General features: G+C 70.8%; 27 protein-coding genes and 1 pseudogene. 18 read left to right on the top strand and 10 right to left on the bottom strand.

Going from position 1 to position 25726, the window contains the following annotated elements; all coding sequences use genetic code 11:
- The first annotated feature begins 27 nt into the window (after positions 1-27).
- From FM112_RS11280 to FM112_RS11270, 3 genes are all read left to right on the top strand, one after another.
- Positions 28-645, top strand: coding sequence for a dTDP-4-dehydrorhamnose 3,5-epimerase family protein (locus FM112_RS11280; protein ID WP_087007565.1), 618 nt, complete (start codon positions 28-30; stop codon positions 643-645).
- A complete protein-coding gene (gene rfbA / locus FM112_RS11275; protein WP_087007563.1) occupies positions 642-1514 on the top strand; it encodes a glucose-1-phosphate thymidylyltransferase RfbA in 873 nt (290 codons plus the stop codon). Before FM112_RS11280 ends, rfbA begins: the two co-directional genes overlap by 4 nt.
- 145 nt (positions 1515-1659) lie before the next feature.
- Positions 1660-2034 (top strand): nuclear transport factor 2 family protein, encoded by a 375-nt coding sequence (locus FM112_RS11270; RefSeq protein WP_087007561.1) that lies wholly within the window; start codon positions 1660-1662, stop codon positions 2032-2034.
- 85 nt (positions 2035-2119) lie between these two features.
- Here FM112_RS11270 and FM112_RS11265 read toward each other — a convergent pair whose 3' ends face one another.
- Positions 2120-3103 (bottom strand): MsnO8 family LLM class oxidoreductase, encoded by a 984-nt coding sequence (locus tag FM112_RS11265; protein ID WP_087007560.1) that lies wholly within the window; start codon positions 3101-3103, stop codon positions 2120-2122.
- Between the two features lie 203 nt (positions 3104-3306).
- On the opposite strand from FM112_RS11265, the gene FM112_RS11260 reads away from it, so the two are divergent.
- Positions 3307-3765 (top strand): SRPBCC family protein, encoded by a 459-nt coding sequence (locus FM112_RS11260; RefSeq protein WP_254910465.1) that lies wholly within the window; start codon positions 3307-3309, stop codon positions 3763-3765.
- A gap of 257 nt (positions 3766-4022) precedes the next feature.
- On the opposite strand, the gene FM112_RS11255 is transcribed toward FM112_RS11260, so the two are convergent.
- Both FM112_RS11255 and FM112_RS11250 read right to left on the bottom strand, forming a co-directional pair.
- Positions 4023-5540, bottom strand: a complete 1518-nt coding sequence (locus FM112_RS11255; protein WP_176386794.1) for an HNH endonuclease signature motif containing protein — start codon at positions 5538-5540, stop codon at positions 4023-4025.
- Between the two features lie 1406 nt (positions 5541-6946).
- A pseudogene (locus tag FM112_RS11250) lies at positions 6947-7714 on the bottom strand (HAD-IIA family hydrolase); the annotation flags it as partial.
- 318 nt (positions 7715-8032) lie between these two features.
- On the opposite strand from FM112_RS11250, the gene FM112_RS11245 reads away from it, so the two are divergent.
- From FM112_RS11245 to FM112_RS11210, 8 genes are all read left to right on the top strand, one after another.
- Positions 8033-9013 (top strand): CPBP family intramembrane glutamic endopeptidase, encoded by a 981-nt coding sequence (locus FM112_RS11245; protein WP_087007554.1) that lies wholly within the window; start codon positions 8033-8035, stop codon positions 9011-9013.
- Positions 9014-9040: 27 nt separating this feature from the next.
- Positions 9041-9292, top strand: a complete 252-nt coding sequence (locus FM112_RS11240; RefSeq protein ID WP_087007552.1) for a FeoA family protein — start codon at positions 9041-9043, stop codon at positions 9290-9292.
- Positions 9293-9345: 53 nt separating this feature from the next.
- Positions 9346-9633, top strand: coding sequence for a type II toxin-antitoxin system Phd/YefM family antitoxin (locus FM112_RS11235; protein ID WP_140400662.1), 288 nt, complete (start codon positions 9346-9348; stop codon positions 9631-9633).
- The gene (locus FM112_RS11230) at positions 9630-10055 is read left to right on the top strand and encodes a PIN domain-containing protein (protein ID WP_176386793.1); all 426 of its coding nucleotides are present in this window, start codon (positions 9630-9632) and stop codon (positions 10053-10055) included. The genes FM112_RS11235 and FM112_RS11230 overlap by 4 nt, the downstream gene beginning before the upstream one ends.
- A 94-nt stretch (positions 10056-10149) precedes the next feature.
- Positions 10150-10512, top strand: coding sequence for a GntR family transcriptional regulator (locus FM112_RS11225; RefSeq protein WP_087007547.1), 363 nt, complete (start codon positions 10150-10152; stop codon positions 10510-10512).
- Positions 10509-11510, top strand: coding sequence for a hypothetical protein (locus FM112_RS11220; RefSeq protein WP_087007545.1), 1002 nt, complete (start codon positions 10509-10511; stop codon positions 11508-11510). The genes FM112_RS11225 and FM112_RS11220 overlap by 4 nt, the downstream gene beginning before the upstream one ends.
- A 186-nt stretch (positions 11511-11696) precedes the next feature.
- Positions 11697-12509 carry a tyrosine-protein phosphatase gene (locus FM112_RS11215; protein WP_087007544.1) on the top strand — a complete coding sequence of 271 codons (813 nt, stop codon included), beginning with the start codon at positions 11697-11699 and terminating at the stop codon, positions 12507-12509.
- A 63-nt stretch (positions 12510-12572) separates the two neighbouring features.
- The gene (locus FM112_RS11210; RefSeq protein WP_217874531.1) at positions 12573-12950 is read left to right on the top strand and encodes a DUF4186 domain-containing protein; all 378 of its coding nucleotides are present in this window, start codon (positions 12573-12575) and stop codon (positions 12948-12950) included.
- Between the two features lie 116 nt (positions 12951-13066).
- On the opposite strand, the gene FM112_RS11205 is transcribed toward FM112_RS11210, so the two are convergent.
- The gene (locus tag FM112_RS11205; RefSeq protein WP_254910464.1) at positions 13067-13480 is read right to left on the bottom strand and encodes an NUDIX domain-containing protein; all 414 of its coding nucleotides are present in this window, start codon (positions 13478-13480) and stop codon (positions 13067-13069) included.
- Between the two features lie 239 nt (positions 13481-13719).
- On the opposite strand from FM112_RS11205, the gene FM112_RS11200 reads away from it, so the two are divergent.
- From FM112_RS11200 to FM112_RS11195, 3 genes are all read left to right on the top strand, one after another.
- Positions 13720-15591, top strand: coding sequence for a BCCT family transporter (locus tag FM112_RS11200; RefSeq protein WP_087007540.1), 1872 nt, complete (start codon positions 13720-13722; stop codon positions 15589-15591).
- Between the two features lie 132 nt (positions 15592-15723).
- On the top strand, positions 15724-15846 hold the full coding sequence (locus FM112_RS17580) for a hypothetical protein (protein ID WP_254910463.1): 123 nt from the start codon (positions 15724-15726) through the stop codon (positions 15844-15846).
- On the top strand, positions 15843-16790 hold the full coding sequence (locus FM112_RS11195; RefSeq protein WP_087007538.1) for a phosphotransferase: 948 nt from the start codon (positions 15843-15845) through the stop codon (positions 16788-16790). The genes FM112_RS17580 and FM112_RS11195 overlap by 4 nt, the downstream gene beginning before the upstream one ends.
- A 91-nt stretch (positions 16791-16881) precedes the next feature.
- Here FM112_RS11195 and FM112_RS11190 read toward each other — a convergent pair whose 3' ends face one another.
- The 6 genes from FM112_RS11190 to FM112_RS11165 all read right to left on the bottom strand — a co-directional run bounded on the left by FM112_RS11190 (position 16882) and on the right by FM112_RS11165 (position 22601).
- The gene (locus FM112_RS11190) at positions 16882-18090 is read right to left on the bottom strand and encodes a peptidoglycan DD-metalloendopeptidase family protein (RefSeq protein WP_176386792.1); all 1209 of its coding nucleotides are present in this window, start codon (positions 18088-18090) and stop codon (positions 16882-16884) included.
- Between the two features lie 150 nt (positions 18091-18240).
- On the bottom strand, positions 18241-18564 hold the full coding sequence (locus FM112_RS11185; protein WP_087007534.1) for a transcriptional regulator: 324 nt from the start codon (positions 18562-18564) through the stop codon (positions 18241-18243).
- Positions 18561-19043: a hypothetical protein gene (locus FM112_RS11180; RefSeq protein ID WP_087007532.1), complete on the bottom strand. Its 483-nt coding sequence runs from the start codon at positions 19041-19043 to the stop codon at positions 18561-18563. The genes FM112_RS11185 and FM112_RS11180 overlap by 4 nt, the downstream gene beginning before the upstream one ends.
- Before the next feature lie 207 nt (positions 19044-19250).
- Positions 19251-20468, bottom strand: coding sequence for a glycosyltransferase family 2 protein (locus FM112_RS11175; protein ID WP_087007530.1), 1218 nt, complete (start codon positions 20466-20468; stop codon positions 19251-19253).
- A gap of 7 nt (positions 20469-20475) precedes the next feature.
- On the bottom strand, positions 20476-21660 hold the full coding sequence (locus tag FM112_RS11170) for an ABC transporter ATP-binding protein (RefSeq protein ID WP_087007528.1): 1185 nt from the start codon (positions 21658-21660) through the stop codon (positions 20476-20478).
- Entirely contained in the window at positions 21660-22601 is a 942-nt protein-coding gene (locus tag FM112_RS11165; RefSeq protein WP_087007526.1) for an ABC transporter permease, read from the bottom strand. The genes FM112_RS11170 and FM112_RS11165 overlap by 1 nt, the downstream gene beginning before the upstream one ends.
- Before the next feature lie 98 nt (positions 22602-22699).
- Here FM112_RS11165 and FM112_RS11160 point away from each other — a divergent pair, with 98 nt between their 5' ends.
- The 3 genes from FM112_RS11160 to FM112_RS11150 form a co-directional block, all read left to right on the top strand.
- Positions 22700-22942: a methyltransferase gene (locus FM112_RS11160; RefSeq protein WP_140400661.1), complete on the top strand. Its 243-nt coding sequence runs from the start codon at positions 22700-22702 to the stop codon at positions 22940-22942.
- A gap of 3 nt (positions 22943-22945) precedes the next feature.
- Entirely contained in the window at positions 22946-23755 is an 810-nt protein-coding gene (locus FM112_RS11155; RefSeq protein ID WP_087007521.1) for a rhamnan synthesis F family protein, read from the top strand.
- Between the two features lie 48 nt (positions 23756-23803).
- On the top strand, positions 23804-25726 hold a 1923-nt coding region (locus tag FM112_RS11150), incomplete at its 3' end, for a glycoside hydrolase family 99-like domain-containing protein (protein WP_087007519.1).

Raw genomic sequence — 25726 nt, 5'->3', positions numbered from 1 at the left:
CAGGGGTCTACTCCTAGACTCCTCCATATGGATATACGCGAACTCGCCGTTCCTGGAAGCTTCGAAGTGACGCCTCGGCAGTTTCCGGATGACCGAGGGGTGTTCCTCGAGTACTACCGGTTCGATCGGCTCGAGGAGGCGGTGGGGCACCCGCTCGACCTCAGGCAGGCGAACACGTCGGTGTCGCGGCGCGGCACGGTGCGCGGCATCCACTTCGCCGACGTGCCGCCGAGCCAGGCGAAGTACGTCACCTGCACTCGGGGCGCCGTGCTCGACTTCGTCGTCGACATCCGCGTGGGATCGCCGACGTTCGGAGCGTGGGACTCGGTGCGGCTGGACGATGTCGACCGCCGCGCGATCTACGTGGCGGAGGGGCTCGGGCACTGCTTCGTCGCGCTCGAGGACGACGCTACCGTCAGCTATCTCTGCTCGGCCACCTACGCGCCCGGCCGCGAGCACGGCGTGAACCCGCTGTGCAAGACCATCGGGCTCGACTTCGGCCTGCCCGAGGAGGAGCTGCTGCTCTCGCCGAAGGACACCGAGGCGCTGGGCCTGCTCAAGGCGAGGGACGCCGGCATCCTGCCCGACTACGAGGAGTGCCTCGCGTTCTACGCCGAGCTGGATGGCGCCGGGGGCCCGCGATGAAGGGCATCATCCTCGCGGGCGGCTCGGGCACCCGCCTGTGGCCGATCACGCGCGGGATCTCGAAGCAGCTGATGCCGATCTACGACAAGCCGATGATCTACTATCCGCTGTCCACGCTCATGATGGCGGGCATCCGCGAGGTGCTGATCATCACGACGCCCGAGTACAACGACCAGTTCCGCTCGCTGTTCGGCGACGGCGCGCAGCTCGGGATGCGCATCGAGTACGCCGAGCAGGCGTCGCCCGACGGGCTCGCGCAGGCGTTCATCATCGGCGAGGAGTTCGTGGGCGGGGACTCCGTCGCGCTCGTGCTCGGCGACAACATCTTCCACGGCACGGGGCTCGGCTCCTCGCTGCGCTCCCACGGCGAGGTGGAGGGCGGCCTGATCTTCGCGTACCAGGTGGCGAACCCGCGGGCCTACGGCGTGGTCGAGTTCGACGCCGACATGAGGGCGATCTCGATCGAGGAGAAGCCGCAGCGCCCCAAGTCGCACTACGCCGTGCCGGGGCTCTACTTCTACGACAACGACGTGATCGAGATCGCGAAGGGCGTGCGGCCCTCGGCGCGCGGCGAGCTCGAGATCTCCTCCGTGAACAGCGAGTACCTGCGGCGCGGGACGCTGCAGGTGCACGTGCTCGACCGCGGCACTGCGTGGCTCGACACGGGCACCTTCGAGTCGATGATGCAGGCCGCCGAGTACGTGAAGGTGATCGAGGATCGCCAGGGGCTCAAGGTGGGCTGCATCGAGGAGATCGCGTGGCGCGCCGGGTGGATCGACGACGAGCGGCTCGCGGCACTCGCGGCGCCGCTCAACAAGTCCGGGTACGGGGAGTACCTCGAGCGGCTGCTGCGGGCCGAGGAGGTCTGAGGGCTCCGGAGCGGCTCGCTCTGCGCGCTCGGCACCCGCCTGCGGGCTCTTCTGCGCATCCGGGCTTCTCGCGCTGCGCCGCGTTCGAAGCCGCCGCCCAGGCGATACCCACGGACCGCGCTCCCGGGCTTGCGAGAATCTGCGCATGGCTCAACTGGAACTGGACCGACTGCTGGCGCTCGAGCACGCGGGGTGGCGATCGTTGTGCGAGTCCCTGGGCGGGACGTTCTATGGCGAGCTCATGACCAGGGACGGCTTGTTCGTGCTGGTGAACGGGGCGACCATGACGCGGGACGAGATCGCCGCGACTCTCGACGGGATGCCCGGATGGGACTCCTTCGAGATCACGGACGCGCGCCTGATCCCGATGAGCGAGGACGTCGCGGCGCTGGTGTATCGGGCATCCGCGACCCGAGGCGACCTGCCGAAGCCGTTCGTCGGGTTGATGTCGAGCATCTACCGGCGCATCGACGGGCAGCCGCGGCTGGCGCTCTATCAGCAGACGGGCATCCCCGAATAGCGGCGGGGCGCGGGCGCGGCCGGAGGTGCGGCTACGGGCTCGGGCTGGACCGGGTACTTCGATTCCGCCCCGTCGTGCGACCGGATCACAGGTCGTCGGCGACCCGCTTGAGCGCGGCGTCGAGTTCGCGGAGCGCCGCCGTGTCGTAGGTGGAGGTGGCGGCGAGAAGCTCGTCCGCCGCCGTCCTCGAGACGAGTCGCCGCAGCTGGTCGGCTACGGCGTCCTCCTCGCCTGCGAGCACCTGCTCGAGCTGCTGGTCCATCCGTTCGCGGACCCGGGGCGACCACGGCTGGGCGCGGATCCGCTCGGGCGATTCGAGCGGCGGGAACTCGCCGGTCTGGCGGGAGCGGGCCATGGCCCAGGCCTCGGGCAGCGCGAGTTCGCGGGCGCGGTCCTCGCTGTCGGCGATGAAGACGCTGAGCGAGAGGACCACGTAGGGCGATCGAGCGCCGGTCGGGGACGACGCGGCGACGAAGCGCTCGCGGTATCGGTCGAGGAGTCGTGGGAGGTCGGGGTCGAGCAGGGACGGACCGCCCAGGACGAGCGGCAGTCCGAGTCGGGCGGCGACGTCGGCGCCGGAGCCGGTCGCGAGCGCGAAGACCGGCACGGGGCCGGTTCTGGGGCGCGCGGTGATCTCGCCCGTGTCGTCGAGGAAGGCCTGCAGCTCGCGGAGCTCGGCCTGGAACTCCTCGAGCGGGGCACGTTCCCGGCCGAGGGCCCGTCGCACCGGGGCGGTGAAGCCCAGGGAGCGGCCGATGCCGAGGTCGATTCGTCCGGGGTGGAGCGCTTCGAGCATGCGGAACTGCTCGGCGACGACGAGCGGCCGGTGCTGGGGGAGCATCACGCCGCCGGAGCCGAGGCGGATGCGCCGGGTGGCGCCGCCGATGGCGGCGAGCAGCACGGCGGGGGAGCCTGAGGCGATGCCGGGGACGGCGTGATGCTCGGCCACCCAGAAGCGGTGGTAGCCGAGCGCCTCCGCCGATCGGGCTCGACGGACGGTGTTGTGCAGGGCCTCGCCCTCGGGCGCGTCGACGCGGGTTCGCGAACGATCGAGGAGGGAGACCTTCATGGCACGGGCAACGCGAATGCTCGGCTTCGTATTCCTGGGTGGTTCTGTATTCCTGGGTAGTTTCGTATTCCTGCTCGACTTCGCATTCCTGGGAGGCTCCGTACTCCGAGGCGGGCGGTGCCGGGGCCTCGGGTAGGTCGTACGATGCGGGGAGGAGTGGGCGCCGGGAGGGCGTCGCCTCGAGCGCGAGGGGAGGGGCGTGCGTGCCGACGCTGCTGCTGGAGACGAGGGTGATGGCCCCGATCGATCGGTGCTTCGCGTTGAGCCTGTCGATCGACGCGCATACGGGTTCGATGGAGGCGTCGGGGGAGCGCGCGGTCGCAGGGGTGACGAGCGGGGAGATCGGTCCCGGCGAGACGGTCACCTGGCGGGCGAGGCACTTCGGGCTGCCGTTCCGGTTGACTTCGGTGATCAGCGAGTACGAGCGTCCGACGCGGTTCGTCGACGAGCAGGTGCGCGGGCCGTTCGCGCGGTGGTGGCATGAGCATCGCTTCGTCCCGGATGGGGACGCCACGGTGATGATCGACCGGATCGAGTTCGCGGCGCCGCTGGGTGTGCTCGGGCGCCTCGTCGAGCGGATGGTGCTGACAAGCTATATGGAGCGGTTGATCCTGCAGCGCAATCGCTGGCTGAAGCGTGCGCTCGAGGGGGAGCACGGGTAGCCGGGAGCGAGGTGGCTGATCTTGGCGGCGTCGAACCGCCGCGCGGCTGTGGAAATCGATTATGGCGGTCGGCTATGACGGTTGCACGGGCTAGCCGTGGCCCCTATGAGTGCGATGAGCACGAGCACACTGAAGTTATGGACTGGCGCGGCGGACGTCATCCTTTGGGACCATGTTAGTCGGGGCACGAGGAATGCCGTTGGCGCGGGAACCTTCCGCTTGTTGTCGCCGTCGGAGCAGGGTTTCGTCGTGGGTTCCTAGAAGGGCGGCGGCTCGTCTCCCGGCGGTGCCGGGGCAGGCTGCCCCTTGGTGTTTCGACGCATATGGCTGCGCACTGTATGGCGTTGATCGCGGGAGTTCTGTTCCGCGTGTTGCTGCTCCGGGCACTGCGGTGGTTCGGCGTGGTGTCGGTCGGCATGCTGCTTGTCGGTGTGGTGCCGTCGTCCGGCGGTCCTCAGTCCTGGCGCGACGTGGTCTTCGTAGACGACGAATCGTTGTCCGGTCGGGGAGATCCAGACCGTTCGTCCGGGGCCGTCCTGTTCGAGTACCCAGCCGGCTTCGCGCATGGTGTGATGCCCGCGGCACAGCACCGCGAGGTTGTCGTATTTCGTGTCGCCGCCTTGGGCCCAGGGGGTGGTGTGGTCGATGTCGCAGTCTTTCGCGAGCCGGCGGCAGCCGGGTGCGACGCAGGTCACGTCTCGGATCTGGAGTAGTCGGCGGAGTGCGGCGGGTGGCCGGTAGGTCTCCGCACTCAACGGGGTGCCCTCGATCGGGTCGGTAAGCACCCGGTACCAGGTGGCCGTGTCCCCGCAGAACTCGAGCGCGGTGTGGATCGGGATCGGGGTGCGGCCGGCGAGTTCCGCAGGGCCCGTGAACGCGGCCAACGAGACCGATCCCCCGACAGCCGTCTGCTCGGCGGGTACGGTCGATGTCGGTATTGATTCGGTCGTCACATCGATGGTCGATGCTGTCGATGCGGTCGGGGTCGTTGTGGCGCGGTCTGCAGTGATCAGGGAGATCGCGGGCACAGTGATCGCGACGGTGGCCTGGATCGGTTTCGCGACGTGGTTCGGGGAGTCCGGGGGGACCTGGCCGGTGAGGAGCAGGTCGGCGAGCACGTCGGCGCGGGTCTGGTCGAAGGTGCGTTCCTCGTCCGGGTGCTGGTCTGCGTCGTGGAGCTGTTTCGCTGTCTGAGTGAGCCGGTCGAAGATCCCCGCACCCACCACCGCGGGCAGGAGTGCGGAAAGCTGGCACATGCCATCCGGCTCGTCCTGGACCCACACCCGGCGCTCGTCCTGCGCCTGGCGGAGGCGGTGCTCGGTTTCCTCGGGTTCCAGGTCCGCCGCCACGCGCTTCGCATAGACCCGTAACCGGCCCGGCGTGGTTTCCAGGGCTTTCGCGACCACGAGTTCTTCATACACCCGGATCGACTCGGGACGGGTGAGGCCGTCGCCGCAGGACTCGATCACTCGCACATGCCCGGTGCTGATCGACCCTTGACCCCACGCGTCCGCGGTACGCGGGTACCGGGCCTCCAACGCCGGTGCCGCATTGAGCTTCGCCGCCACGGTCCGGTCACTGGTGCGGGTGGTGGCACCGATCTCCGCCGCGAGCGACTTCAGCTCTTGCTCGAACGCGTCGGGGCCGTGGCCGGCGGTGAGCTGCCGGCAGTGCTCGTACGAGGCCGCGAGGAGCTGGGTCTCGAGGGCTTCCGCGGAAGCCCGAAGTTTCGCCGCGTGACCGAGAGCGTCCAGGAGTAGCCGCCGGTTGTGCATGGCTGCCGGGGTACGGGTCCCGCCCTTGAGGTGTTCCGGGGTCCCCACGGGACGGGACAAAGTACTGGGACGGGGGCGGTCATCCCCGGCGTTGCCTGTGCTGCTGCGGACGTCAGGAGCAGAAGGAGTGCCACCGCTCGAGGTAGGAACATCCGTGCGCCGAGCCGCGTCGGCGGCCCCGGTGTCAGTCGTGGTCATCGTCCCCACCTCCTTCTCGTGCGGTGTGTTCACCTGCGGTGTTCGCGCATTCATTCTACTACGCGGGTCGCTGTTTTCTTCGGGTTGTGGATAACTCCGCAGTGGTTTTCATCCCGTGTTTTCCTGCCCGTGCAGTCATCACCGTGCAGTCATCACCGCGCAGCAGTCGCCGTTCAGCCGCGGCCGCGTAGTCGTCCCCTGGGCATTTGCCGGCGGGTGTTCCGGCATGTTTCGGGGAAGACAGCAGTGTGTTCGGGTTCATGACTGCAGTAGACCACGAGCCACCGACATCGCCGCGCCGGTACGGCGCAGGGTCATGCATGACGCATCGATTCGGCCCGTGGCGGCGCCGGCCCTCCTGCAAACACGTGAGCCTGCCGGTATCACCGCTCGATACTGTTCGACTGGCGTGCTTTCGGTCGCCGAAGGGCGGGGACGCGGCGTTGTGCACGTCAGGTGGGCAGGGTGGGCAGGAGCGAGGCGGATGCCTCGAATGAACCCGTAGAGCCAGCCTTTCGACGACCCGCAGCCCTGGATCTGCGTCGAGCATCGCGGCACCGGAGCCACGTCAAGCATCATGGCACCGGCGCCGCCGTGAGCATCGCCGGAAGGGGCGAGCAAACGGCTTCATCCCCGGCGCGCGTGCCCGCCGTCCCCTCACCCTGCGCGCAGCTGCCAGGCCGGCCTGCACGCCGCTAGGCTCGGGGTGCGCACCGTCTTTTCTTCGGCGGGAGCGGTCGGCCCGTCCGTCGCCCGGCCCGTCGATGTTCGTTCGAACGGTACCCGTTCGGCTGAAGCCCATTCGGTCGGCTTCGTTCGAACGCGCGTTGTCGGTTGAGCCGGGATCTTCGCCGGGTTCGGAGGTGCGGGGTTCAGTGTCGCCGGGCTCCGACGTGCTCGCTTCGGATGTACTCGGTTCGGACGTGCTCGGTTCGACCGCGCTCCGTTCAGGCGAGGTCGGTCCGGCCGGGCCGTCCGGACGAGGCCCCTCCCGGACGAGATCCGTCCAGACGCGCCCTGCCAGACGAGACCTCCTCGAATCGGCCCTACGCGGGCGAATGCCCTGCGGTAGGCGAATCACCTGCAGACAAATCGCCGGTAGACGAATCACCCGCGGACGAATCCTCCGAGTGCGAATCCCTACCCGAAGAACCCCCTGCGCGCGACCCCTCATCGCGCCCCACCTCGACCGCGTCATCCGCACGCCGCTCGACGAGCTCGTACACGCCCTTGAGCACCCGGTCGGGCCGGTAGGGGTGCTTCGAGATGTCGGTGGGGCTCGTGATCCCCGACATCACGAGGATCGTGTGCAGACCCGCCTCCATGCCGGCGAGGATGTCGGTGTCCATGCGGTCGCCGATCATCGCCGTGTTCGAGGAGTGCGCGCCGATCTTGTTCAGCGCGGAGCGGAACATCATGGGGTTCGGCTTGCCGATCACATAGGGCTCCGCGCCCGTCGCCTTCGTGATGAGCGAGGTGATCGCGCCGGTGGCGGGCAGGATGCCCTCGGGCGAGGGTCCGGTGGCGTCGGGGTTCGTGGCGATGAATCGTGCGCCGCCGCTGATGAGCCGGATCGCCTTGGTGATCGCCTCGAAGGAGTAGTTGTGGGTCTCGCCCACGACGACGAAGTCCGGGTCCTCCTCGGTCATGATGAAGCCGGCCTCGTGCAGCGCCGTGGTCAGCCCCACCTCGCCGACGACGAAGGTGGATCCGCCCGGCACCTGGCCCGCGAGGAAGTCGGCGGTGGCGAGCGCTGAGGTCCAGATGCGGTCCTCGGGCACGTTGAGGCCCTTGCTGCGCAGCCGCGCGGAGAGATCGCGCGCGGTGTAGATCGAGTTGTTGGTCAGTACGAGGAAGGGGACGTCGGCCTCGGTCCACTGCTGGATGAGCTCCTTCGCCCCGGGGAGCGCCTGCTGCTCGCTCACGAGCACGCCGTCCATGTCGGTGAGCCAGCATTCGATCTGGGGGAGTTCCATGCGGCCAGCCTAGCCCGGGGCGCGGCCGCGGAGAGGAAGTCCCATCCACCTCTCGGCGGCGCGATGCGCCCGGGCGCTCATGCCTCTGTTCGCGCCTGCGCCTGTGCGGATGTCGGCAGGGTCCGAGTCGCGCAGGGGCGGAAGCGGATGGATCGCGCACATCTGCGGCTCCGCGTCGCCGGCGACTCCTCCAAGGTCGTACGAATTGCGTCGCTAAATGTTCTATATGACACTAGAACAACAGGATCATCTTCGGGGCGCGGGCCGAGAGCACGCAGCCCGGCGGGCGCCGAGGAAATCGAGACGAGGGAGCGGACGATGAAGAACGAGACTGATGCAGCCGCGAAGAGCGGGGGACTGCCGATAGCGGTGTTCGTGGTGGTGGCGTTCGCGCTCGCGTGGCTCATCGCGCTGCCGCTCTGGTTCGGCGACGGGCTGCAATCCGCCAACGCGCGCACCCTGATGACGGCGATGATGTTCGCGCCGACGGCGGCCGCGCTCATCACGGTGTTCTTCATCGAGAAGCCCAAGCACAAGGCGCGGGCGCTGGGGCTCGTGCCGCTCCGTCCCGCGGGGAGGCTCATCGGCTATCTCGCGCTCGGCCTGGTGCTCCCGGTGCTGCTCACCCTGGCGGCGCTCGTGGTCGGCTCGTGGCTCGGGCTCTTCCCCGCCGACTTCATCCACTTCTCCGGATTCCAGCAGCTGCTCGAGCTGAGCGGGCAGGCCGACCTGCCCGTGCCCCTGGGCGTGCTCGTCGCGAGCCAGTTCCTCAACGTGCTCATCGCCGCCCTCTTCGTCAACATCCTCCCCGCGCTGGGCGAGGAGATCGGCTGGCGCGGATGGCTGCTGCCGAAGCTGCTGCGCTTCGGGCCGTGGCCTGCGATCCTCCTCTCCGGGGCGATCTGGGGGCTGTGGCACGCGCCGATCATCCTGCTCGGATACAACTATCCGGGCACGCCGGGATGGCTCGCGGTCCTCGCGATGGTCGGCTCCTGCATCGTCCTCGGCGGCATCTTCGGATGGCTCCGGCTGCGGGGCGGGTCGGTCTGGCCCGCCGCGCTGGCGCACAGCAGCCTCAACGCGGCGGCGACGCTGTTCGTCGTGTTCTACGAGCGCGACGGCGTGTTCGACCCGCTGCACGCGAACATCACCGGATGGAGCGGCTGGATCGTGCCCGCCATCCTCCTCGTCGTGATCGTCGCGGCCAAGAAGTTCACGCCCTTCGTCCCGGCGCCGAAGCCCGCGCGGGAGCCCGCCCCGGAGCCGAGGTCGGCAGCGGAATCGGCGCCGGCCGAGTGAGCGCGCGGCCGCGGCGGGTCCGACGCGATCCCGGCCCGGCTGCTGACCGCCTGTGGAGCCGGCCAGGAGGTCGAGGTGGTGCGGGTCTCGGACGCGAATCCCGACATCCTCCGGTTCCTCGCGGACCGGGGCATCGTGGTCGGCTCCGCGCTGAAGGTCGTGGCGCCCATGACGACCACCGGCCTCATGACCATCCGGCATCGCGGCTCGGACATCGAGCTGAGCGCGCCCATCGCCACCGCGATCCACGTCGTCGCGGATGTGTTGCGGACGGACTGAACTCGGCGACGGAAACTCTGGAGTGAGATTGTACAGAGGTGTACAATATCTCCATGCCCACTATCAGCGCCAGCGCCGCACGGCAGACGTTGCCTGCTCAGCTCGATCGAGTCGAGAAGGGCGAAGAGGTTGCGATCACGCGTCATGGCCGGGTGGTCGCCGTACTGGTGCACCCGGATCTGCTTGCGGCTCGCCGCGCCTCGGAGGCCTGGGGTCGGGCCGATCGCATCGATGCGCTGCTGGAGCAGGCGCGGGCCGAGCCTCTTCGGGCTCCCGTCATCGAGCGAGAGCGAGCGGAGGAGCTCGTGGAGCAGGCTCATGCGGATCGCGACGCACGGTGAAGGGGAAGACTGCCTTCGACGCCGATGTGCTGATCTACGCCGCAGCTGCGGGGCATCCTCTCGGCTCCCGAGTCGCCGCGTTGTTCCGGGAGGCCGGTGAGGAGACCGCCGGCGTGGGATCGGTGCTGCTGCTCCCGGAGGTCTTGTCGAAACCGATGCGGGACGACCCCGAATCCGACGAGACCGGGGCGCTGCTGAGTCTGCTGAGCCGCATCAATCTGGTTCCGCTGGACGGTCCCGCCTCGCGGTTGTCGCTCGCGCTTTCGGTGTCCTACGGTCTTCGCGCTGCGGATGCAGCCCATCTGGCGACAGCGGTATCCTCGGGCGCCGATCGATTCCTCACCAATAATCGCAAGGACTTCGCGAAGACGATCAGCGAGATCGACATCGTGTACCCCGACGAGTTGCCGCCGGCGGAATAGGGAGTCGGGGAATGGGAGGGCGCCCGCCTTCCGCGTCATCGCCCGCGCCGCCCTTCACCGGCGAACCCGCCATTGTTCGCATATGATCTAGAACATGTTGTTCCGAGTGGATCAGAGCTCGTCGGTGTCGCTCGCCGACCAGATCGCCGTGCAGATCCGCGCGGCCATCGTCTCCGGCGATCTCGCTCCGGGCGAGCGGCTGCCCCCTGCACGGGAGCTCTCGGTCTCGCTGCGGGTGAACATGCACACCGTGCTCCGCGCGTATCAGCGGCTGCGCGACGAGGAGCTCATCGAGATGCGCCAGGGCCGCGGCGCCTACGTGCGCGAGGACGCCGGGGCGCTCGCGGTGCGCGTGGGCGAGCTCGCGATGCAGCTCGCCGAGGAGGCGCGCAAGCTGGGGCTCTCGCCGCAGGACGTGCACGCCCGCATCGACCGGCTGATGGGAGGAACCGCGTGAGGACAGCCCGCAAGACGTTCGCGATCCTCCTGCTCTGGCTGCCCGCCGCGGTCATCCCCGTCACCTGGGCGCTGTGGCGCTCGCGGCTGCCGCGGGAGCTGCCCTCGCATTGGAGCGCGAGCGGCCCGGCCGACTCCGCGACGGACGGCGCGACGCTGTTCGCCTGGCTGCTCGGCGTCGCGCTGGCCGCGGCGGCGGTGGGCACGGCGCTGCTGCTCGCGCCGCTCAAGGGCAAGTGGACGCAGCGGGCGATCGGCGGTCTGGCCGGATCCACGGTCGCGCTGGTGCTGGGCCTCTGGCTCATGAGCACCGCCACGGCGCTCGACGTCGCCGACCCGTACACGGTCGAGCTCGGGCCGTGGATCATCCCCAGCATGGTGGCGCCGCTGTACGGCCTGCTGCCGGTGGCGCTGCTGCCCAAGGGCGACTCGCCGCCCGTCGGCGTGGCTGAGCCCGAGCGGGTCGAGCCGCTGCGACTGCGCGAGGGGGAGAGCGTCGCCTGGAGTCGCACGATCTCCTCCTGGCTGTTCGTGGCGGTGGCCGTCCTCACGCTCGCCATCGGCGTGCCCAGCTACCTGCCGGCGATCCTTGACGGGGGACTGCGAACGGTGGGATGGACGATCATCCCGTACCTCGCCGGCCTCCTGCTCGTGCTGCTGTTCTGCGCCTACCGCGTCACCGTCGACTGGCGCGGATTCCGGGTGACCTCCATGCTGCTCGGCATCCCGCTGAAGCGCGTCGCGGCCGAGCAGCTCGTCGAGGTCGAGGTCGCCACGCTCGAGCCCATGGACTGGGGCGGCTGGGGCTTCCGCATCATGCCGGGCCGGTCGGCGATCATCCTGCGGAAGGGGCCGGGCCTCGTCCTCACGCAGGCCGACGGCAGGCAGTTCGCGATCACGCTCAAGCGGCCCGAGCAGCCCGCGAGCGTCCTGCTCGGGCTCATCGCGGATGAGGAGGGCGGCTCGAGCGGCGCGCGGGGAGGGGCGTCAGGAGGATGAGCGAGGGGGCGTGGGGCGCGCGGGCAACGCCGCCGTCGCAGGCGAGGCGGCCGCCGAAGCTCCGCGGAATCACGAGCCCGCGCCGGTAGTCTGGGCCGACCCGAGGAAGCGCGATCGGCGGCGCACCCGCGCGATCGGCGCCCGCGACGGCCGGGCCGTCGCCGCACACGAGAGAGGCTCCAGCGCATGACGACCGCATCCCACGAACAGCCCGAGCCCGGCATCCTCATCGATCTCCGGTCGCTGCCCAACCTCCGCGACATCGGCGGCTACCCGGTGGCCTCCGGAGGCCGCGTGCGCACGGGCAGGCTCTACCGCTCCGTCGCGCTGGACCGCCTCACCCCGCCCGACGCCGAGGTGCTGCGACGCTTCGAGGTCCGCACGGTGTTCGACCTGCGCACCGAGCACGAGCGCACCGCCGCGCCCGACCGGCTCCCGGAGGGGGCCGCCGCGGTGGTCTGCGATGTGCTCGCGGAGGCGACGGCGATGGCGCCGGCCGAGCTGCTCGACGTGGTGCAGCATCCCGCCCGCGCCGCCGAGGCGCTCGGCGGCGGCAAGGCCGTCGAGATGTTCCGCGGCGCCTACCGGGAGATCGTGTCCTCCGGCAGCGCGCTGCGCGCCTACCGCACCTTCTTCCTGCGCATGGCCGAGGCGGACGCCCCCGCGCTGGTGCACTGCACCACCGGCAAGGACCGTACCGGCTGGGCCTCGGCCGCGACCCTGATGCTGCTCGGCGCGGAGGAGGAGCACGTCTTCTACGACTACGAGCTCACGAACCGCTACCTGCTGCCGAGGTTCGACGCGCTCTTCGCGCAGTTCGCCGCGGACGGCGGCGATCCCGAGATCCTCAAGCCCGTGCTCGGCGTCGACCCGGACTATCTGCGCACGGCGATCGACGAGATGACGGCGCGCTTCGGCTCCGTGAGGGGCTACTTCTCGGACGGGCTCGGCATCGACGCGGACGCGCAGGAGCGGATCCGCGAGTCGCTCATCGAGTGATGCCGTCGCTCGGCCGATGCCGCGCGTCGCGGGCATGTCCGATGGCGGCGGTACGGTGCGGGCATGATGACGGACGATCTCGACGCGCTGCTCCAGCGGCTCGCACGCCAGCGGTTCCGCGCCCGATTCCACCTGCGCGGCCGCGAGCTGGAGACGGCGCGGACGCGCGGGCACGACACGATGCGCCGGCACGCGGCGGAGCTGATCGAGCGGCGGCTCGCGCCGGCCGAGCCCACGAACGACGGCAGGCAGACGCCGTACCGCGGGCACCCGGTGTTCGTCGCCCAGCACGCGACCGCCACGTGCTGCCGCACGTGCCTGCACCGGTGGCACGGCATCCCGCCGGGCCGTGCGCTCGACGGCGCCGAGCGCGCCCGCGTGGTGGAGGCGATCTGCCGCTGGATCGAGCGCGAGTGCGGCCGGGCCGGCACGGCGGGCTGAGACGGTCGGATCGAGCGGGTCGGATTGCGCCGGAAGGCTGCCGGAGAGACGTCGGGATCGGGCTCAGCCCCCGGGCTCCGGCGGGGATCCTCGGGCCGGGGCTCGGCCCGATGGGCTCAGTTCGTCCGGCGGGTGCCGAACACGTCGGCCCGGCGGAGATGGCCGGCGAGGTCCTCGGTCAGCGGCAGGGCGTCGAGCTCCTCGTCGGATGCCCAGCGCGCGTCGTCGGCGTCGTCGCCCGGGCGGAGCGTCCCGCCCAGCACCGTGGCGGCGAAGTCGTGCACCTCGAACGTCCGGCCGTCGCCGGTGGGGATGCGTACGACCCACAGCTCCTCGTGGATCTCGACGTGCAGGCCGGTCTCCTCGAGGGCCTCGCGCGCGGCGGCCTCCGCGAACGTCTCGCCGGGCTCGCAGCGTCCGCCGGGCACCGACCAGCGCCCCCGCTCGGGCTCGTGGCCGCGGAGGACGAGCAGCACGCGACGCCGGTCGTCCAGGATGATCGCGCTCGCCGCGCGGACGACGCCGCTCACCCGGCGACCTTCCCGCAGGCGAGTACGAGCGGGCGCATCGGCGCCCGTCTCGGCGATGGCGCGCTGGGGTGCATGCCCCGAGCATACCCATCCGGTCAGATCCGTCCCCGAGCGCATCCGAGCCGCGCGGGGCCGCGACTTCGAGGGCGCGGAAACGGCGTCGCGTTTGCCATTTCGGCGGGGCTTCCGCAAGGCTGTTGGATGCACATCGACCGATCTACAGAACGGAAAATGGGAAAATGAGCTCTCAGGAGCACACCTCCAGTACGTCCGAGAGCGGCGAGCCGCCCGAATCGAACGGGCCCGGGCAGGCCGCCGCCGTCGATGAGTCAGGGCTCCCCGAGACGGTGCGGCTGCACCGGGCGGTGCAGATCGGCGACGACGACACGGACGCGAAGATCGTCGCCAAGCTGCGCCGTCACGGCGTGCGCATCGGCAAGGGCATGATCTCACCGCGCGTCTTCTGGCCGGCGCTCATCGTAGTGCTCGGCGTCGCGCTGTTCGCGATCCTCCTGCCGGATGTGGCGGGAGAGGTATTCATCACGGTCCAGGACTGGATCGTCGCGACCTTCGGCTGGTACTACATGCTGGTCATCGCCCTCTTCATCGTGCTGGCGATCTTCATCGCCTCCTCCTCGCTCGGGAAGATCCGGCTCGGGCGCGACGACGAGCGGCCCGAGTACGGCGTGCTCTCGTGGTTCGCGATGCTCTTCGCCGCGGGCATGGGCATCGGCCTCGTCTTCTACGGCGTCGGGGAGCCCGTCACCTACGCCACCGTCGAGCAGAAGCCCGGCTGGGACGGCAGCCAGGAGGAGCTCGCGGGGCTCGCGATGGCCCAGACCTTCATCCACTGGGGCCTGCACCCGTGGGCGATCTACGCGATGATCGGCCTCGCGGTCGGCTACGCGATCCACCGCCGGGGCCGCCCCGTCTCGATCCGCTGGGCCCTCGAGCCGCTGTTCGGCGAGCGGGTCAAGGGCTGGGTCGGCGATGTCATCGACATCCTCGCGATCTTCGGCACCGTCTTCGGCATCGCGACCTCGCTCGGCCTCGGAGTCCAGCAGATCTCGTCGGGCATGCAGTCCATCGGCATCGTCGACACCGTCGACAACACGATCCTCGTGATCCTCATCGCGGTGATCACCTTCCTCGCGACCTTCTCGGTGGTCAGCGGCCTGGGCGCGGGCATCAAGTGGCTCTCGAACATCAACCTGTCGCTCGCCGGGCTGCTGCTCGTGAGCGTGCTGCTGCTCGGGCCCACCCTGTTCCTGCTGCAGAACTTCACCGAGTCGCTCGGCTACTACCTCGCGAACTTCATGCAGATGACCTTCGACGTCGGCGCCTTCCACCGCACCGACGAGGCGCAGGGCTGGTTCTCGAAGTGGACCATCTTCTACTGGGGCTGGTGGATCTCCTGGTCGCCCTTCGTCGGCATCTTCATCGCGCGGATCTCGCGCGGCCGCACGGTGCGCCAGTTCATCACGGGCGTGCTGCTCGTGCCGGCGCTGGTCGGGTTCATCTGGTTCTCGGTGATGGGCGGCGCGGGGCTCTTCCGCCAGCTCTTCGGCGAGGGCGATCTCGTCGAGAACGGCGAGGTGAACGCCGAGGGGGCGCTCTTCACGGTGCTCGGCGGGCTGCCGATGGGCAGCATCCTCTCGATCGCCGGCATCATCATCGTGGCGCTGTTCTTCATCACCTCCTCCGACTCCGGTTCGCTCGTGGTCGACATGCTCGCCTCCGGCGGACACCCCAACCCGCCGGTCTGGTCGCGAGTGCTGTGGTCGCTCATCGAGGGCCTCGTGGCGATCGGCCTGCTCGTGGCGGGCGGATTGCAGGGGCTGCAGTCGGCGGCCCTCGCGACGGCGCTGCCGTTCAGCGTGGTGCTGCTGCTCATGAGCTGGGCCACGGTGAGAGCCCTGGTGCTCGACGACAAGGTGCGCAAGCGCGACGAGCAGCGCGAGCGGCTCGAGCGGGTCACGCAGCGGATCACCGACGAGTGGGCGAGCACCATCGGCGAGCGCCCCGAGGTCGAGACCTACGTCGACGACCGCATCGACTACCGGCTCTCGCGCACGCGCGGGATGTTCTCGCGGCGGGACCCCGAGGACTAGCGCGGCGGCGCCCCGCAAGATGCGTCGCAGTCCGTCGTTCCGGCCCGGTCGGAACGACGGACTGTGACGCATCTGCGGCATGCTGGTCCTGCGGAGTGAACCGTCTCCGCATCGCTCGAGAACGGACCGCCGATGACCCCGACCGCACGGCTGCTGCTGATCATCCAGATCGGCGTCCTCGCGATCCTGCTCGTCGCGGGCGGCCTCGCGCACGACGGCCGCTCCCGCACCTGGGAAGGAGAGTCGCGCCGATGACGCCTGAGGAGATCCGGAGGGTCGAGTCGGCGACCGGCGCAGCCGTGCGCGAGGTCCGGTCGCTCGCAGGCGGGTACTCGCATGCGACGAGCCTCGTCGAGCTCGCCGACGGCGGGCGCGTCGTCGTCCGGTGCGGCGGCGAGGCCCCGCTCGTGGAGGCGGCCGTCATGCGCGAGGCCGCCCGCGCCGGCATCCCCGTCCCCGCGGTGCGGTGCGTCCTGCCGGCCTCCGACGGCGGCGACCGGGCCGTGACGGTGCTCGAGTTCGTCGAGGGCGAGCTGCTGGGCGAGGTGCTCGAGGCGGACCGCTGCGCGCCGGAGGATGCGGCGGCGCTCGGGGCCGAGGTCGGGTCGACGATCTCGAGGATCGGGAGGGTCTCGTTCGACCGGCCCGGATTCTTCGACGGCGAGGGGCTCGCGCCGGGAGCGGGGGAGCCGTGGTCGGCGCAGCTGCCGGCGTTCGCGCGGCAGTGCATGGCGAGGACGCCCGCGGAGCGTCTCGCGGCGGAGGAGCGGGAGGCCTGGGCAGCGCTCTGCGCGCGGCTCGCCCCCGCGCTCGACCGGGTCGACGCGCATGCGCGGCTCGTGCACGCGGACGCCAATCCCAAGAACATCCTGATCTCCCGCCGCTCCGGCGCATGGCAGGTGGCCGCGGTGCTCGACTGGGAGTTCGCCTTCTCGGGTAGCCCGTACGCCGACGCCGCGAACATGCTGCGTTTCGAGCGGGACTACCCGGCCGGCTTCCGCGAGGGCTTCCGGGCGGGATTCGCCGCGCGGCCCCCTGCGGGGCTGCCGCTCGAGGCCGATTGGCTCTTCCTCGGCCGCATCCTCGACATGTTCGCGCTGAGCGACCTCGCGACCCGGCCGCCAGGCCACGCGATCGCGGACCGGGCCGCCGCCGCGATGCGCGGCTGGCTCGAGGAGGGCGTGCCGGACCGCCCCTGAGCGGCGGGAGCCGTGTCGCCCGAGCCGGACGGGTCCCGTCGGACGAACCCCGCCGGATGGGCCCCGTCGGAAGGGCCCGGCGCCGTCCGGCTCAGGGCTTCGTCGGTGCCGGCTCCTCCGCGTCCGGCGGGCAGGTCGAGTCGGGGTCCTGCGTCTCGTCGCCGGGCTCGTCCGCACCGGCCTCGTCCTCGCAGGTCTCCTCGCCGGGGCCGCTGCCCGGGCCCTCGGATTCGCCCGGCTCCTCGGGACCGCCGGTCGGGGTCGGCTGCGGCGATTCTCCGGGGCCATCGGTCTCCTCGGGCGAGTCCGTCTCGCCCGGGCCGTCGGTCGGACCGGGATCCTCGCCCGGGGCGGGGGTCTCGCTCGGGTCGGGCGTCGGGGTGGGCGACGGCGAGGGGTTCCCGTGCTCGTCGGGGTCCACGTCGAGCGTGTCCTCGTCCGGCTGCCAGCCCTCGCCCTCGGCGTCGGGGTCCTGATCCTTCGCCCAGTCGACCGGCGGACGGTCGATGATGTCCACGTCATGACCGTCGGCGTATTTGCGCAGGAACGAGAGCGGGTCCACGTGCGTGCCCTGGATGATGATCTCGAGGTGCAGGTGCGGGCCCGTGGAGGCGCCGGTGTTGCCGAGCGAGCCGATACGCTCGCCCGCCTGCACCCGCTCGCCCACCGACACGGTGATGGAACCGGTGTGCAGATGCCCGTAGACGGAGTGCGTGATCTTGCCGTCGATCCGATGCTCGATCACGACGTGCACGCCGAGACCGCCGCGGTCGGCGGCCGAGAGGTCCACGACCACGCCGTCGGCGATCGAGCCGACGGGCATCCCTACCGCGCCCGCGAAGTCGAGGCCGCGATGGTTGGAGGAGCAGCCCGCGCACGGGGAGGTGCGGGGGCCGAAGTACGAGGTGATGTTGCGGTCGCGCGTCGTGAGCGGCCACTGCACGAGCTGATCCGAGCGCCCTGGGGGAGAAGCGGCCCCGGAGAGCTGGTCGCCCGGTGGCGCGAGGCCCGGGGCGCCGCTCCCGCCGGCCCCCTCGAGCGCGGCGTCGTGGGTGCCGCGCCCGCCCTGGCCGTCGAGGCCGCCGGCCTCCGACTCCGCGTCCGGGCCGGTCACCAGCGTGGGCTCGGGCGCTGCGGTCGGGACGGTCTCGATGGCGGCCGGGGCGCCCGACGGGTTGAGCAGCTGGGCGCCCGAAGCCGCCGCGAGTGCGGCGACGATGGCCCCGGCCAGGCACAGCCGCGCGAGTTTGCGGCGTCGAAGCACGGCGGGCGACGGGAGTGCGGCGTGTTTGGGACTCAAAGCGCGGGTTCCTCGAGGAGCGACGGGCATGCCTGGATGCGGGTCTGGTGCGGCCTCGCGGCAACAGCGCCGCGATGCTCCGGATTCTGCCACCTCAGCCTGCCGATATGCCTGGGAAACCGGCGGTCGGCACCGGAGGAGGGGTGGAACTCAGACCGGGGTACTACCCGGCGTCCCCGCGGCGATCCGCGCGAGCGCCGCGAGGTGGCCCTCGAGCGCACCGCGGCCCTTGCCGGTGAGCGCCACCCAGGTGAGCCGCCGCGCATCCCCGCGCTTCGGGGAGGGGCCCTTGTCGACGAGCACGAAACCCGCCTGGGCCAGCACTTTGAGGTTTTTCGAGAGTGTCGTGTCGCTCACGCCGAGCGTGTCCCGGATCGCCGCGAACTCGAGCTGCTCGGGCGCGCGCAGCAGCCCGCAGATGCGCAGGCGCACGGGGGAGTGGATGATGTCGTCGAAGACTGGCTCCGCGGTCACGCGGCGCCCCCGGCGATCTCGACGCCGATCGCGGCGTCGTAGCGGGGTCCGAGGAGCAGGATGGCCGCGAGCGCGAGCGCGGCGGGCAGGACCGCCCACCACGCCGATATCGGGAGGAACGAGATCGCGAGCGCCGCCGCGAAGGCGATCGCCACGAGGACGACGAGGCGGACGAACTCCCTCCGGCTCCGAGGGCCGGTGGGGCGGCTCACCGCGACGCCGGTGCGCCGTCGCAGGATCCCGGCGAGCAGCCCCGACCCGAAGATGGCGAGCGACGTGAAGAAGATCGAGACCGGGCCGGGCTGCGACAGCGCGCCCACGGCCGGAGCCACGAGCACGCCGACGGCGGGGTAGTACCAGCCCGGCGTGCTCGCGCGGCGGGCCAGCTCGGCGCCGTCGGCCTCGAGCCGCCCGAGCGTCTCGCGGGCGTCCTCCGGGCTGGGCCGCCGCCCGCCTTCCTCGTCCGAGTGACTTTCCATATCGGCAAGCATACGGAGCACTTGCCCTGTTGGAAAGTCTTTTCCGGCGGAGTGCCCTCGACGAGGTGCCGTTCCGGATGCGAATAGCCCGCAGACCTCGATATCCGGGCTCTGCGGGCTATTCGCATCCGGAACGGCAGCCCCAGGCGACAGCGGGCGCCGCCGGCGCACGCGGGGACGCCGACGCGGCCGGGAAACCGGAGGCGCCTACCGCTTGCGCGGCCTGCCGAGGAACGCGCGCATCGAGGCGCGGACTGCGGGGTGCCGCTGCGCGCGGGCGAGGTAGGTGTTGAGCTCCGCCACCGTCGTCTCGGCGTTCGCGGCCCGGGCGTGGAGCCGTTCCCGCTCCGCCTCGAGGGACTCGGTCGCGGCGAGCTGCTGGTAGAACTCGCCGGTGCGGTACTCGAGCAGGGCGCGCAGCTCGGCGGCCTCGGTCATGTGCGGGGCCACGAGTCGGTTGCGCGAGCGCAGCTCCGCCTCGTCCTCGAACCACTCGGGCTCGGGCTCGAAGGTCGCGCGCAGCCGCTCCGGCAGCCTGGCGCCGTCGGCGAGCAGGCCCGACAGCTCCTCCTGCAGCCGGACGTCGCGCACGAAGCCGGGCGTCAGGGTTTCGGCGCCGTCGAGCTCCGGGTGCCGCGCCACGAAGAAGTGCTCGAGCTCGCCGGCCTCGAGCCAGCGGGCGTCGCGCATGCCGTGGTGGCGCGGCGAGGGCGTGCGGCCCGAGGCGCGGTACCCCTCGGCGGTGACGCGCACGCGGTTCTCGTACACGGGCCACGCGCGGTACGGCATGTGCAGCACCTCGAGCCGAGCGGCTTCGGGAATGTCGGCCGGGTCCGCGAGCGGCAGATCCGTGGCGTGATTGCCCTGCACCACCGAGACGTCGGGGGCGCCGCGGTGCACGCAGTTCTGGGTGGGATGCGCGTGCAGCCCCACGGCGCGCAGCGCCTCCTCCTCGCGCTCGTCCCGCCAGCAGCGGCTCGGCAGCGCGGCGCCGGCGCGCACCGGCCGCCCCATGAGGTTGCGCACCGGCACGTCGAAGCTCTCGACGGCCGCGGGAACCGCACGGAGGGCGTCCGCGAGCGACCGGTCGCCGCTCGCGAACCAGAACTCGTCCGCGTCGGCGTTGATCACCCAGGCCGCGCCGTGCACGCGCGCGGCGCGGCGCGCCATGCCTGTCACGACCTCCGCCTGCTGCTTGCGGTGGCGCGGGTCGTCGTGCAGCTCGAGCACCCCGAGCCGCTCGTAGTCGGCGAGCACCTCGCGCGTGCCGTCCACCGAGCCGTTGTCGGTGGCGATGACGAGGTCCACGCCCTGCGCGAGGTGGTGCTCGAGCATCGCGGCGACGACGTCGACCTCGTCCCGCACCATGAGCGTCATGACGATGGGGCCGTCGCCGCGGTCGGCGGGATTCGGTGCTGCGGTCACGGGATTCCTATTCGATCGTCGCGGAGGCGGGGGAGTAGGTGAGGCCGACGGAGCGCTCGTCGCTCTCGACGAGGAAGGACGCGGCGTCGTCGAGGCGCGAGACCTCCTCGTCCTGGTCGTCGTAGAAGGCGGCGGTGAGCGTGTACTCCTGGTGCGGGAGCGAGAGCCGGGGCAGCACGAAGCGCACCGTGCGGGCGCCCTCCGAGAGTCTCGAGATCGGCAGCCCCGCGCGGCGGGCGCTGGTCATCAGCGCCATCTGCCGCAGGCCGTTCGTGATGCTGAGGCCGACGTTCCAGCCCTCGAGCTCCTGGAAGATCTCGAGATCCACCTCGACCACGAGGTCCTCGCCGGGGGAGAGCCGCTCGCCCTCGAGCACCGGGCGCACCGCGGTGATCCTGCCCGCCCGCCGGCCGATCGCCGCGAGGCGCGCCTTCGACGCATCCGCCTCGACGAGGCTGTCGAAGCCCGAGCGCAGCACGCCCACCGCGTCCTCCGGGTCGCCGTCGAACACGACGTTGCCGTGGCCGAGCACGAGCGCGCGGGTGCAGAACTCGGTGATCTGCGAGAGCGTGTGCGTCACCATGATGATCGTGCGCCCCTCCTCCTGGAAGGTGCGGATGCGCTCGAGGCACTTGCGCTGGAACGCCTCGTCGCCGACCGCGAGCACCTCGTCCACGAGCAGGATGTCGGGGTCGACGTGCACGGCGACCGCGAAGGCGAGTCGCACGTACATGCCCGAGGAATAGAACTTCACCTGCGTGTCGATGAACTTCTCGATGCCCGAGAACGCGACGATCTCGTCGAAGTAGCGGTCGGTCTCCTGGCGCGAGAGCCCGAGGATCGAGGCGTTGAGGTAGATGTTCTCGCGGCCCGTGAGGTCCTGGTGGAAGCCCGCGCCGAGCTCGAGGAGGGCGGCGATGCGCCCGCGGTGCAGCACGCGGCCGCTCGAGGGCGCGAGGATGCCGCCGACGATCTTCAGCAGCGTGGACTTGCCCGAGCCGTTGGGGCCGATGAGGCCGATCGTGTTGCCGGCGTTGATGTCGATCGACACGTCGCGCAGCGCCCAGAAGTTCTCGGCGAACCGCGCGGTGCGGCGGGGGTGCAGGATGCGGTCCTTGAGCGACTTGTCCTGGCGGATGACGAAGCGCTTCGAGACGTCCTGCACGGAGATGACGGTGGGGTTCGAGGTCACTAGAGCTCCTGCGCGAAGTTGCCCTGCAGCCGAGCGAAGATGCGCTGGGCGAGGAAGACGAGGACGAGTCCGATGAGGCCGGCGATGAGCATCCGCAGCGCGAGGTGCTCGGGCATGATCGCGCCCTCGCCCGCGCCGGGCGCCCAGAACGCGGCCTGGAAGCCGAGCACCGCGAGGGTCATCGGGTTGTCGAGGTACACCTCGAGCAGCCAGGAGGGGATGCCGAACTCCACGAACGCGTCGCCCACGAACTGCCACGAGTAGACGATGGGGGAGGCCCACATCATGAGCATGACGATGACCTCGATGAGGTACTGCATGTCGCGCAGGTACACGTTGATGGCCGAGAGGGCGAGGCCGATCGCGAGTCCGTAGATGAGGATGAGCACGACCGCGGCGAGCGCGAACAGCAGGTTCCAGCCGAGCACGAAGGTGCCGGTGACCAGCGCCGCGGCGGTGAGGATGAGCAGCTGCAGCGCGAAGTTGAACCCGGCCGAGCCGATGCCCGCGAGCGGGAAGATCTCGCGCGGCAGGTAGACCTTCTTCACGAGCCCGGCGTTCGCGACGATCGAGCCGGTCATCACCTGCAGGATCTCGCTCGCGAGGCCGTAGATGGTGAGGCCGGCGAAGATGTAGACGGCGAACTCGGGGATCGACCGCGCGGCCCCGAGGAAGTGCCCGAGCACGAGGTAGTAGATGAGCAGCTGCGTGAGCGGACGCACGAGGCCCCACGCGAAGCCGAGCACCGAGTCCTTGTACCGGGCCTTGACCTCGCGCGCGATGAGCAGCCGCAGCAGCTCGCGCCGCTGCCAGATGTCGCGGATCGAGTGGAAGAACCCGACGAACAGGGCCCCCCGGGTTCCGGTCTGCTGCAGCGGGAGCGCGGCCAGGCGCGCGTTGCGCGCGAGGGTCGCGGCCCGAATGTCATCGAGTTCTTCCATAGCTGATGAGAGTCTACCGAGGCCCCTGCCCGTAGACTGGCAGCCGCGACGGCCGCGTTCGGCGGGCGGGCACGTGTTGGGCGAGCAGGAGGATGGCCGTGGCCGAATCGGTCGAAACCGCCGACGGGGCGGACGAGGTGCGCAGGCTCCGCGGCGAGCTGCGCGCGGCGCGGCTCGAGGCATCCGAGCTGCGGCGGAGCCTCGACGAGCTCGAGCGGCGCCACGCCGCCCAGAAAGCCGCCTCGGAGCACTTCGCGAAGCAGCTCAAGGAGCTGCGCAACTCGCGCTCCTGGCAGGTGACGGCGCCCCTGCGGCGCGCGATGCGGAACGGGCGCGGGTAGCGCGTGCGCAGCCTCTTCTACGACGCCCTCGAGCCGCAGCTGCGCTGGGAGAACGACCTGCGCGTGCCGTATTACGCCGACCGGGTCGCCGTGGTCGCCTCGTGGTCGCTGAATCCGCGCCTCTCGCGCTCGCTCAGCGAGCTCGTGCGGCAGGTGTCCGGCCGCGGCTACTTCGTGCTGCTCGTCAGCGCGTGCCCGGACCCGGCGCCGCTCGAGTGGGCCGGCGAGGCGCCGGAGCGGGTGGCGATCCTGCGCAAGCCGAACATCGGCTACGACTTCGGCAGCTGGGCCGCCGCGTACCTCGCGCAGCCGCAGCTCTTCGAGGCCGACCGGGTGCTGCAGCTCAACGACTCCCTGCTCGGCCCCTTCGACCGCATCGACGCGGTGCTCGACGACTTCGAGGGGACCTACGGGGACTGGTGGGGGATGGTGCGCAGCACGCAGTTCCGCGACCACCTGCAGAGCTTTGTGCTCGGCTTCACCCCCGCGGTGCTGCAGTCGCCCGACTTCCAGGGGTTCTGGCGGGGCGTGCGCATCCAGGGGGACAAGGACGAGGTCATCCGCCGCTACGAGCTCGGCCTCTCGGCGCTGCTCTACGGCGAGGGCTTCGCCGGCACCGCGCTCCTCGAGCCGCAGCTGGTCGGCACCGACCACGCGAATCCCATGATCACCCGATGGGACGCGGTGCTCCGGGAAGGCGTCCCGTTCATCAAACGCGAACTCATCACCCGACCCGAGATCGTGCCGGACGGCGATCGCATCCCGCAGCGGCTGCGCGACGAGTTCGGCATCGAGATCGCCGACTGGCTGTAGCCCGGATCCGTCGACGACGAGACCGGAATCGAGAAAGGACGGGCCACCATGCGCCGGATCACGAAAGCAGGCATCAAGCGCCGACTGGTGCGCGGACGCGAGATCATCGGCGACCGCATCGCAGGTCGCACCGCACCCGCCGGGGCCACCGGCACCGGCGTCGACCTCGAGGCCTGGCTCGAGCGCGGCGCGGGCGCGCACTTCGTCGGGTTCCCCGCGAAGTGGCGGGTCGACCACCCGCCGCTCGCCGAGCCGGCGCCCATCGGCGTGCATCTGCACGTCTACTATCCCGAGCTGGTCGCGGAGCTGTGCGAGCAGCTGCGGGCGATCGCGCACCCCTTCGACCTGATCGTGACGAACGCGTCGGGCGCAGCGCTCGACGCGGAGGCGCTGCGCTCGAGCGGCGCGAAGCACGTGCGCGTGCTCGAGGTCGCGAACCACGGCCGCGATATCTGGCCGCTGCTGCAGATCGTGAACGCGGGGCTGCTCGACCCCTACGACATCGTCCTCAAGGTGCACACGAAGAAGAGCGAGTGGCGCGAGGGGCACGACACGCTCGCCGGCTCCGGCCGGGAGTGGAAGGAGGGGTTCTACCGCGACCTGCTCGGCGGCGCCGAGAACGTGGACGCGATCCTCGCCGAGCTGCTCGACAACCCGCGGGCGGGCGTGATCACCGCCGAGCACGCGATCGTGGGCCCCGAGCACTGGGGCGGCGACGAGCCCTTCGTGCGCGAGCTCATGCGCCGCCTGCGGCTCCGCCTCGACCGGGACGCGCTCGAGTTCCCCTCCGGCTCCATCTACTGGATCCGCGGCTTCCTGCTGCAGGGTCTGCGGGCGCTCATGGTGGACGAGGCGGACTTCGAGCCCGAGGCCGGGCAGGTGGATGCGACCACCGCGCACGCGATCGAGCGGATGATCGGCATCCTGGCGAAGGAGGCCGGCTACTCGATGCTCGAGCGGCCGGCGCTCGCGGGCCCCGCCGCATCCGCCGAGGAGATCGACCGGCGGCTCGCGGAGCCGCTGCTGCGCGCGAGGGCGATGGCCTTCTACCTGCCGCAGTTCCACCCCTTCCCCGAGAACGACGCCTGGTGGGGCAAGGGCTTCACCGAGTGGTCGAACGTGACGAAGGCGAAGCCCGTCTACGCGGGGCAGCCGCAGCCGCTGCTACCCGGGGAGCTCGGCTACTACGACCTCCGGCTCGACGAGATCCGTGCGCGCCAGACCGAGCTCGCGAAGCGGCACGGCGTCGAGGCGTTCATGTACTACTACTACTGGTTCTCGGGCCACAAGCTCATGGAGATGCCGATCGAGCGGCTCGTCGAATCCGATCTCGACCAGCCCTTCTGCATCATGTGGGCGAACGAGAACTGGACGCGCCGCTGGGACGGCGACACGAAGAACGTGCTCATCGCCCAGGAGTACGACAAGGTGCCCGCGGAGCAGTTCATCGAGGACGTGCTGCCGCTGCTGCGCGATCCCCGCTACCTGCGCGTGGACGGTGCGGCGGTGCTCGCCGTGTACCGCATCGCGCAGCTGCCCGACTACCCCTCGGTGATCGCGCACTGGCGCGAGCGCGCCCGCGAGGAGGGCGTGGGGGAGCTGCACCTCATGTCGGTGGACGTGGGCGCGAACTTCGACGGACTCAACCGCTCGTACCTCGAGGCGGGCATCCAAGGCGCGCTCGCCTTCCCGCCCCACAACCACGAGTACGTGCCGGTCTCGCACGACGGCCTGAGCGTGGTGCCGCGGTTCCAGGGCGGGCTGTTCGGCTACGCCGACATGTGCGACAGCGGCATCCGGCGGCTGCGGGAGGGGATCCCCGAGAGCGACTTCCCCGGCGCGATGGTGGCCTTCGACAACACGGCGCGGCGGCAGTGGGAGCCCCACGCGTGGGTCGGGGCGAACCCGTACACGTTCCGGCGCTGGCTGCGGGCCTGCGTGGAGGCGGTGGCCGACCGCGACGAGGAGCAT

Origin of the sequence: Gulosibacter sp. 10, assembly GCF_900163695.1 — a bacterium.
In the GTDB taxonomy this organism is placed as follows: domain Bacteria; phylum Actinomycetota; class Actinomycetes; order Actinomycetales; family Microbacteriaceae; genus Gulosibacter.
This window is presented reverse-complemented; position numbering and strand designations above follow the sequence as displayed.

Excerpts from the sequence above, each read along its gene's own strand:
- rfbA (WP_087007563.1), top strand. The coding sequence starts at position 642 with ATGAAGGGCATCATCCTCGCGGGCGGCTCGGGCACCCGCCTGTGGCCG.
- FM112_RS11235 (WP_140400662.1), top strand. The coding sequence starts at position 9,346 with ATGCCCACTATCAGCGCCAGCGCCGCACGGCAGACGTTGCCTGCTCAG.
- FM112_RS11255 (WP_176386794.1), bottom strand. The coding sequence starts at position 5,540 with ATGCACAACCGGCGGCTACTCCTGGACGCTCTCGGTCACGCGGCGAAA.
- FM112_RS11245 (WP_087007554.1), top strand. The coding sequence starts at position 8,033 with ATGAAGAACGAGACTGATGCAGCCGCGAAGAGCGGGGGACTGCCGATA.
- FM112_RS11165 (WP_087007526.1), bottom strand. The coding sequence starts at position 22,601 with ATGGAAGAACTCGATGACATTCGGGCCGCGACCCTCGCGCGCAACGCG.
- FM112_RS11225 (WP_087007547.1), top strand. The coding sequence starts at position 10,150 with ATGTTGTTCCGAGTGGATCAGAGCTCGTCGGTGTCGCTCGCCGACCAG.
- FM112_RS11210 (WP_217874531.1), top strand. The coding sequence starts at position 12,573 with ATGATGACGGACGATCTCGACGCGCTGCTCCAGCGGCTCGCACGCCAG.
- FM112_RS17580 (WP_254910463.1), top strand. The coding sequence starts at position 15,724 with ATGACCCCGACCGCACGGCTGCTGCTGATCATCCAGATCGGCGTCCTC.
- FM112_RS11265 (WP_087007560.1), bottom strand. The coding sequence starts at position 3,103 with ATGAAGGTCTCCCTCCTCGATCGTTCGCGAACCCGCGTCGACGCGCCC.
- FM112_RS11200 (WP_087007540.1), top strand. The coding sequence starts at position 13,720 with ATGAGCTCTCAGGAGCACACCTCCAGTACGTCCGAGAGCGGCGAGCCG.
- FM112_RS11270 (WP_087007561.1), top strand. The coding sequence starts at position 1,660 with ATGGCTCAACTGGAACTGGACCGACTGCTGGCGCTCGAGCACGCGGGG.
- FM112_RS11180 (WP_087007532.1), bottom strand. The coding sequence starts at position 19,043 with ATGGAAAGTCACTCGGACGAGGAAGGCGGGCGGCGGCCCAGCCCGGAG.
- FM112_RS11215 (WP_087007544.1), top strand. The coding sequence starts at position 11,697 with ATGACGACCGCATCCCACGAACAGCCCGAGCCCGGCATCCTCATCGAT.
- FM112_RS11195 (WP_087007538.1), top strand. The coding sequence starts at position 15,843 with ATGACGCCTGAGGAGATCCGGAGGGTCGAGTCGGCGACCGGCGCAGCC.
- FM112_RS11280 (WP_087007565.1), top strand. The coding sequence starts at position 28 with ATGGATATACGCGAACTCGCCGTTCCTGGAAGCTTCGAAGTGACGCCT.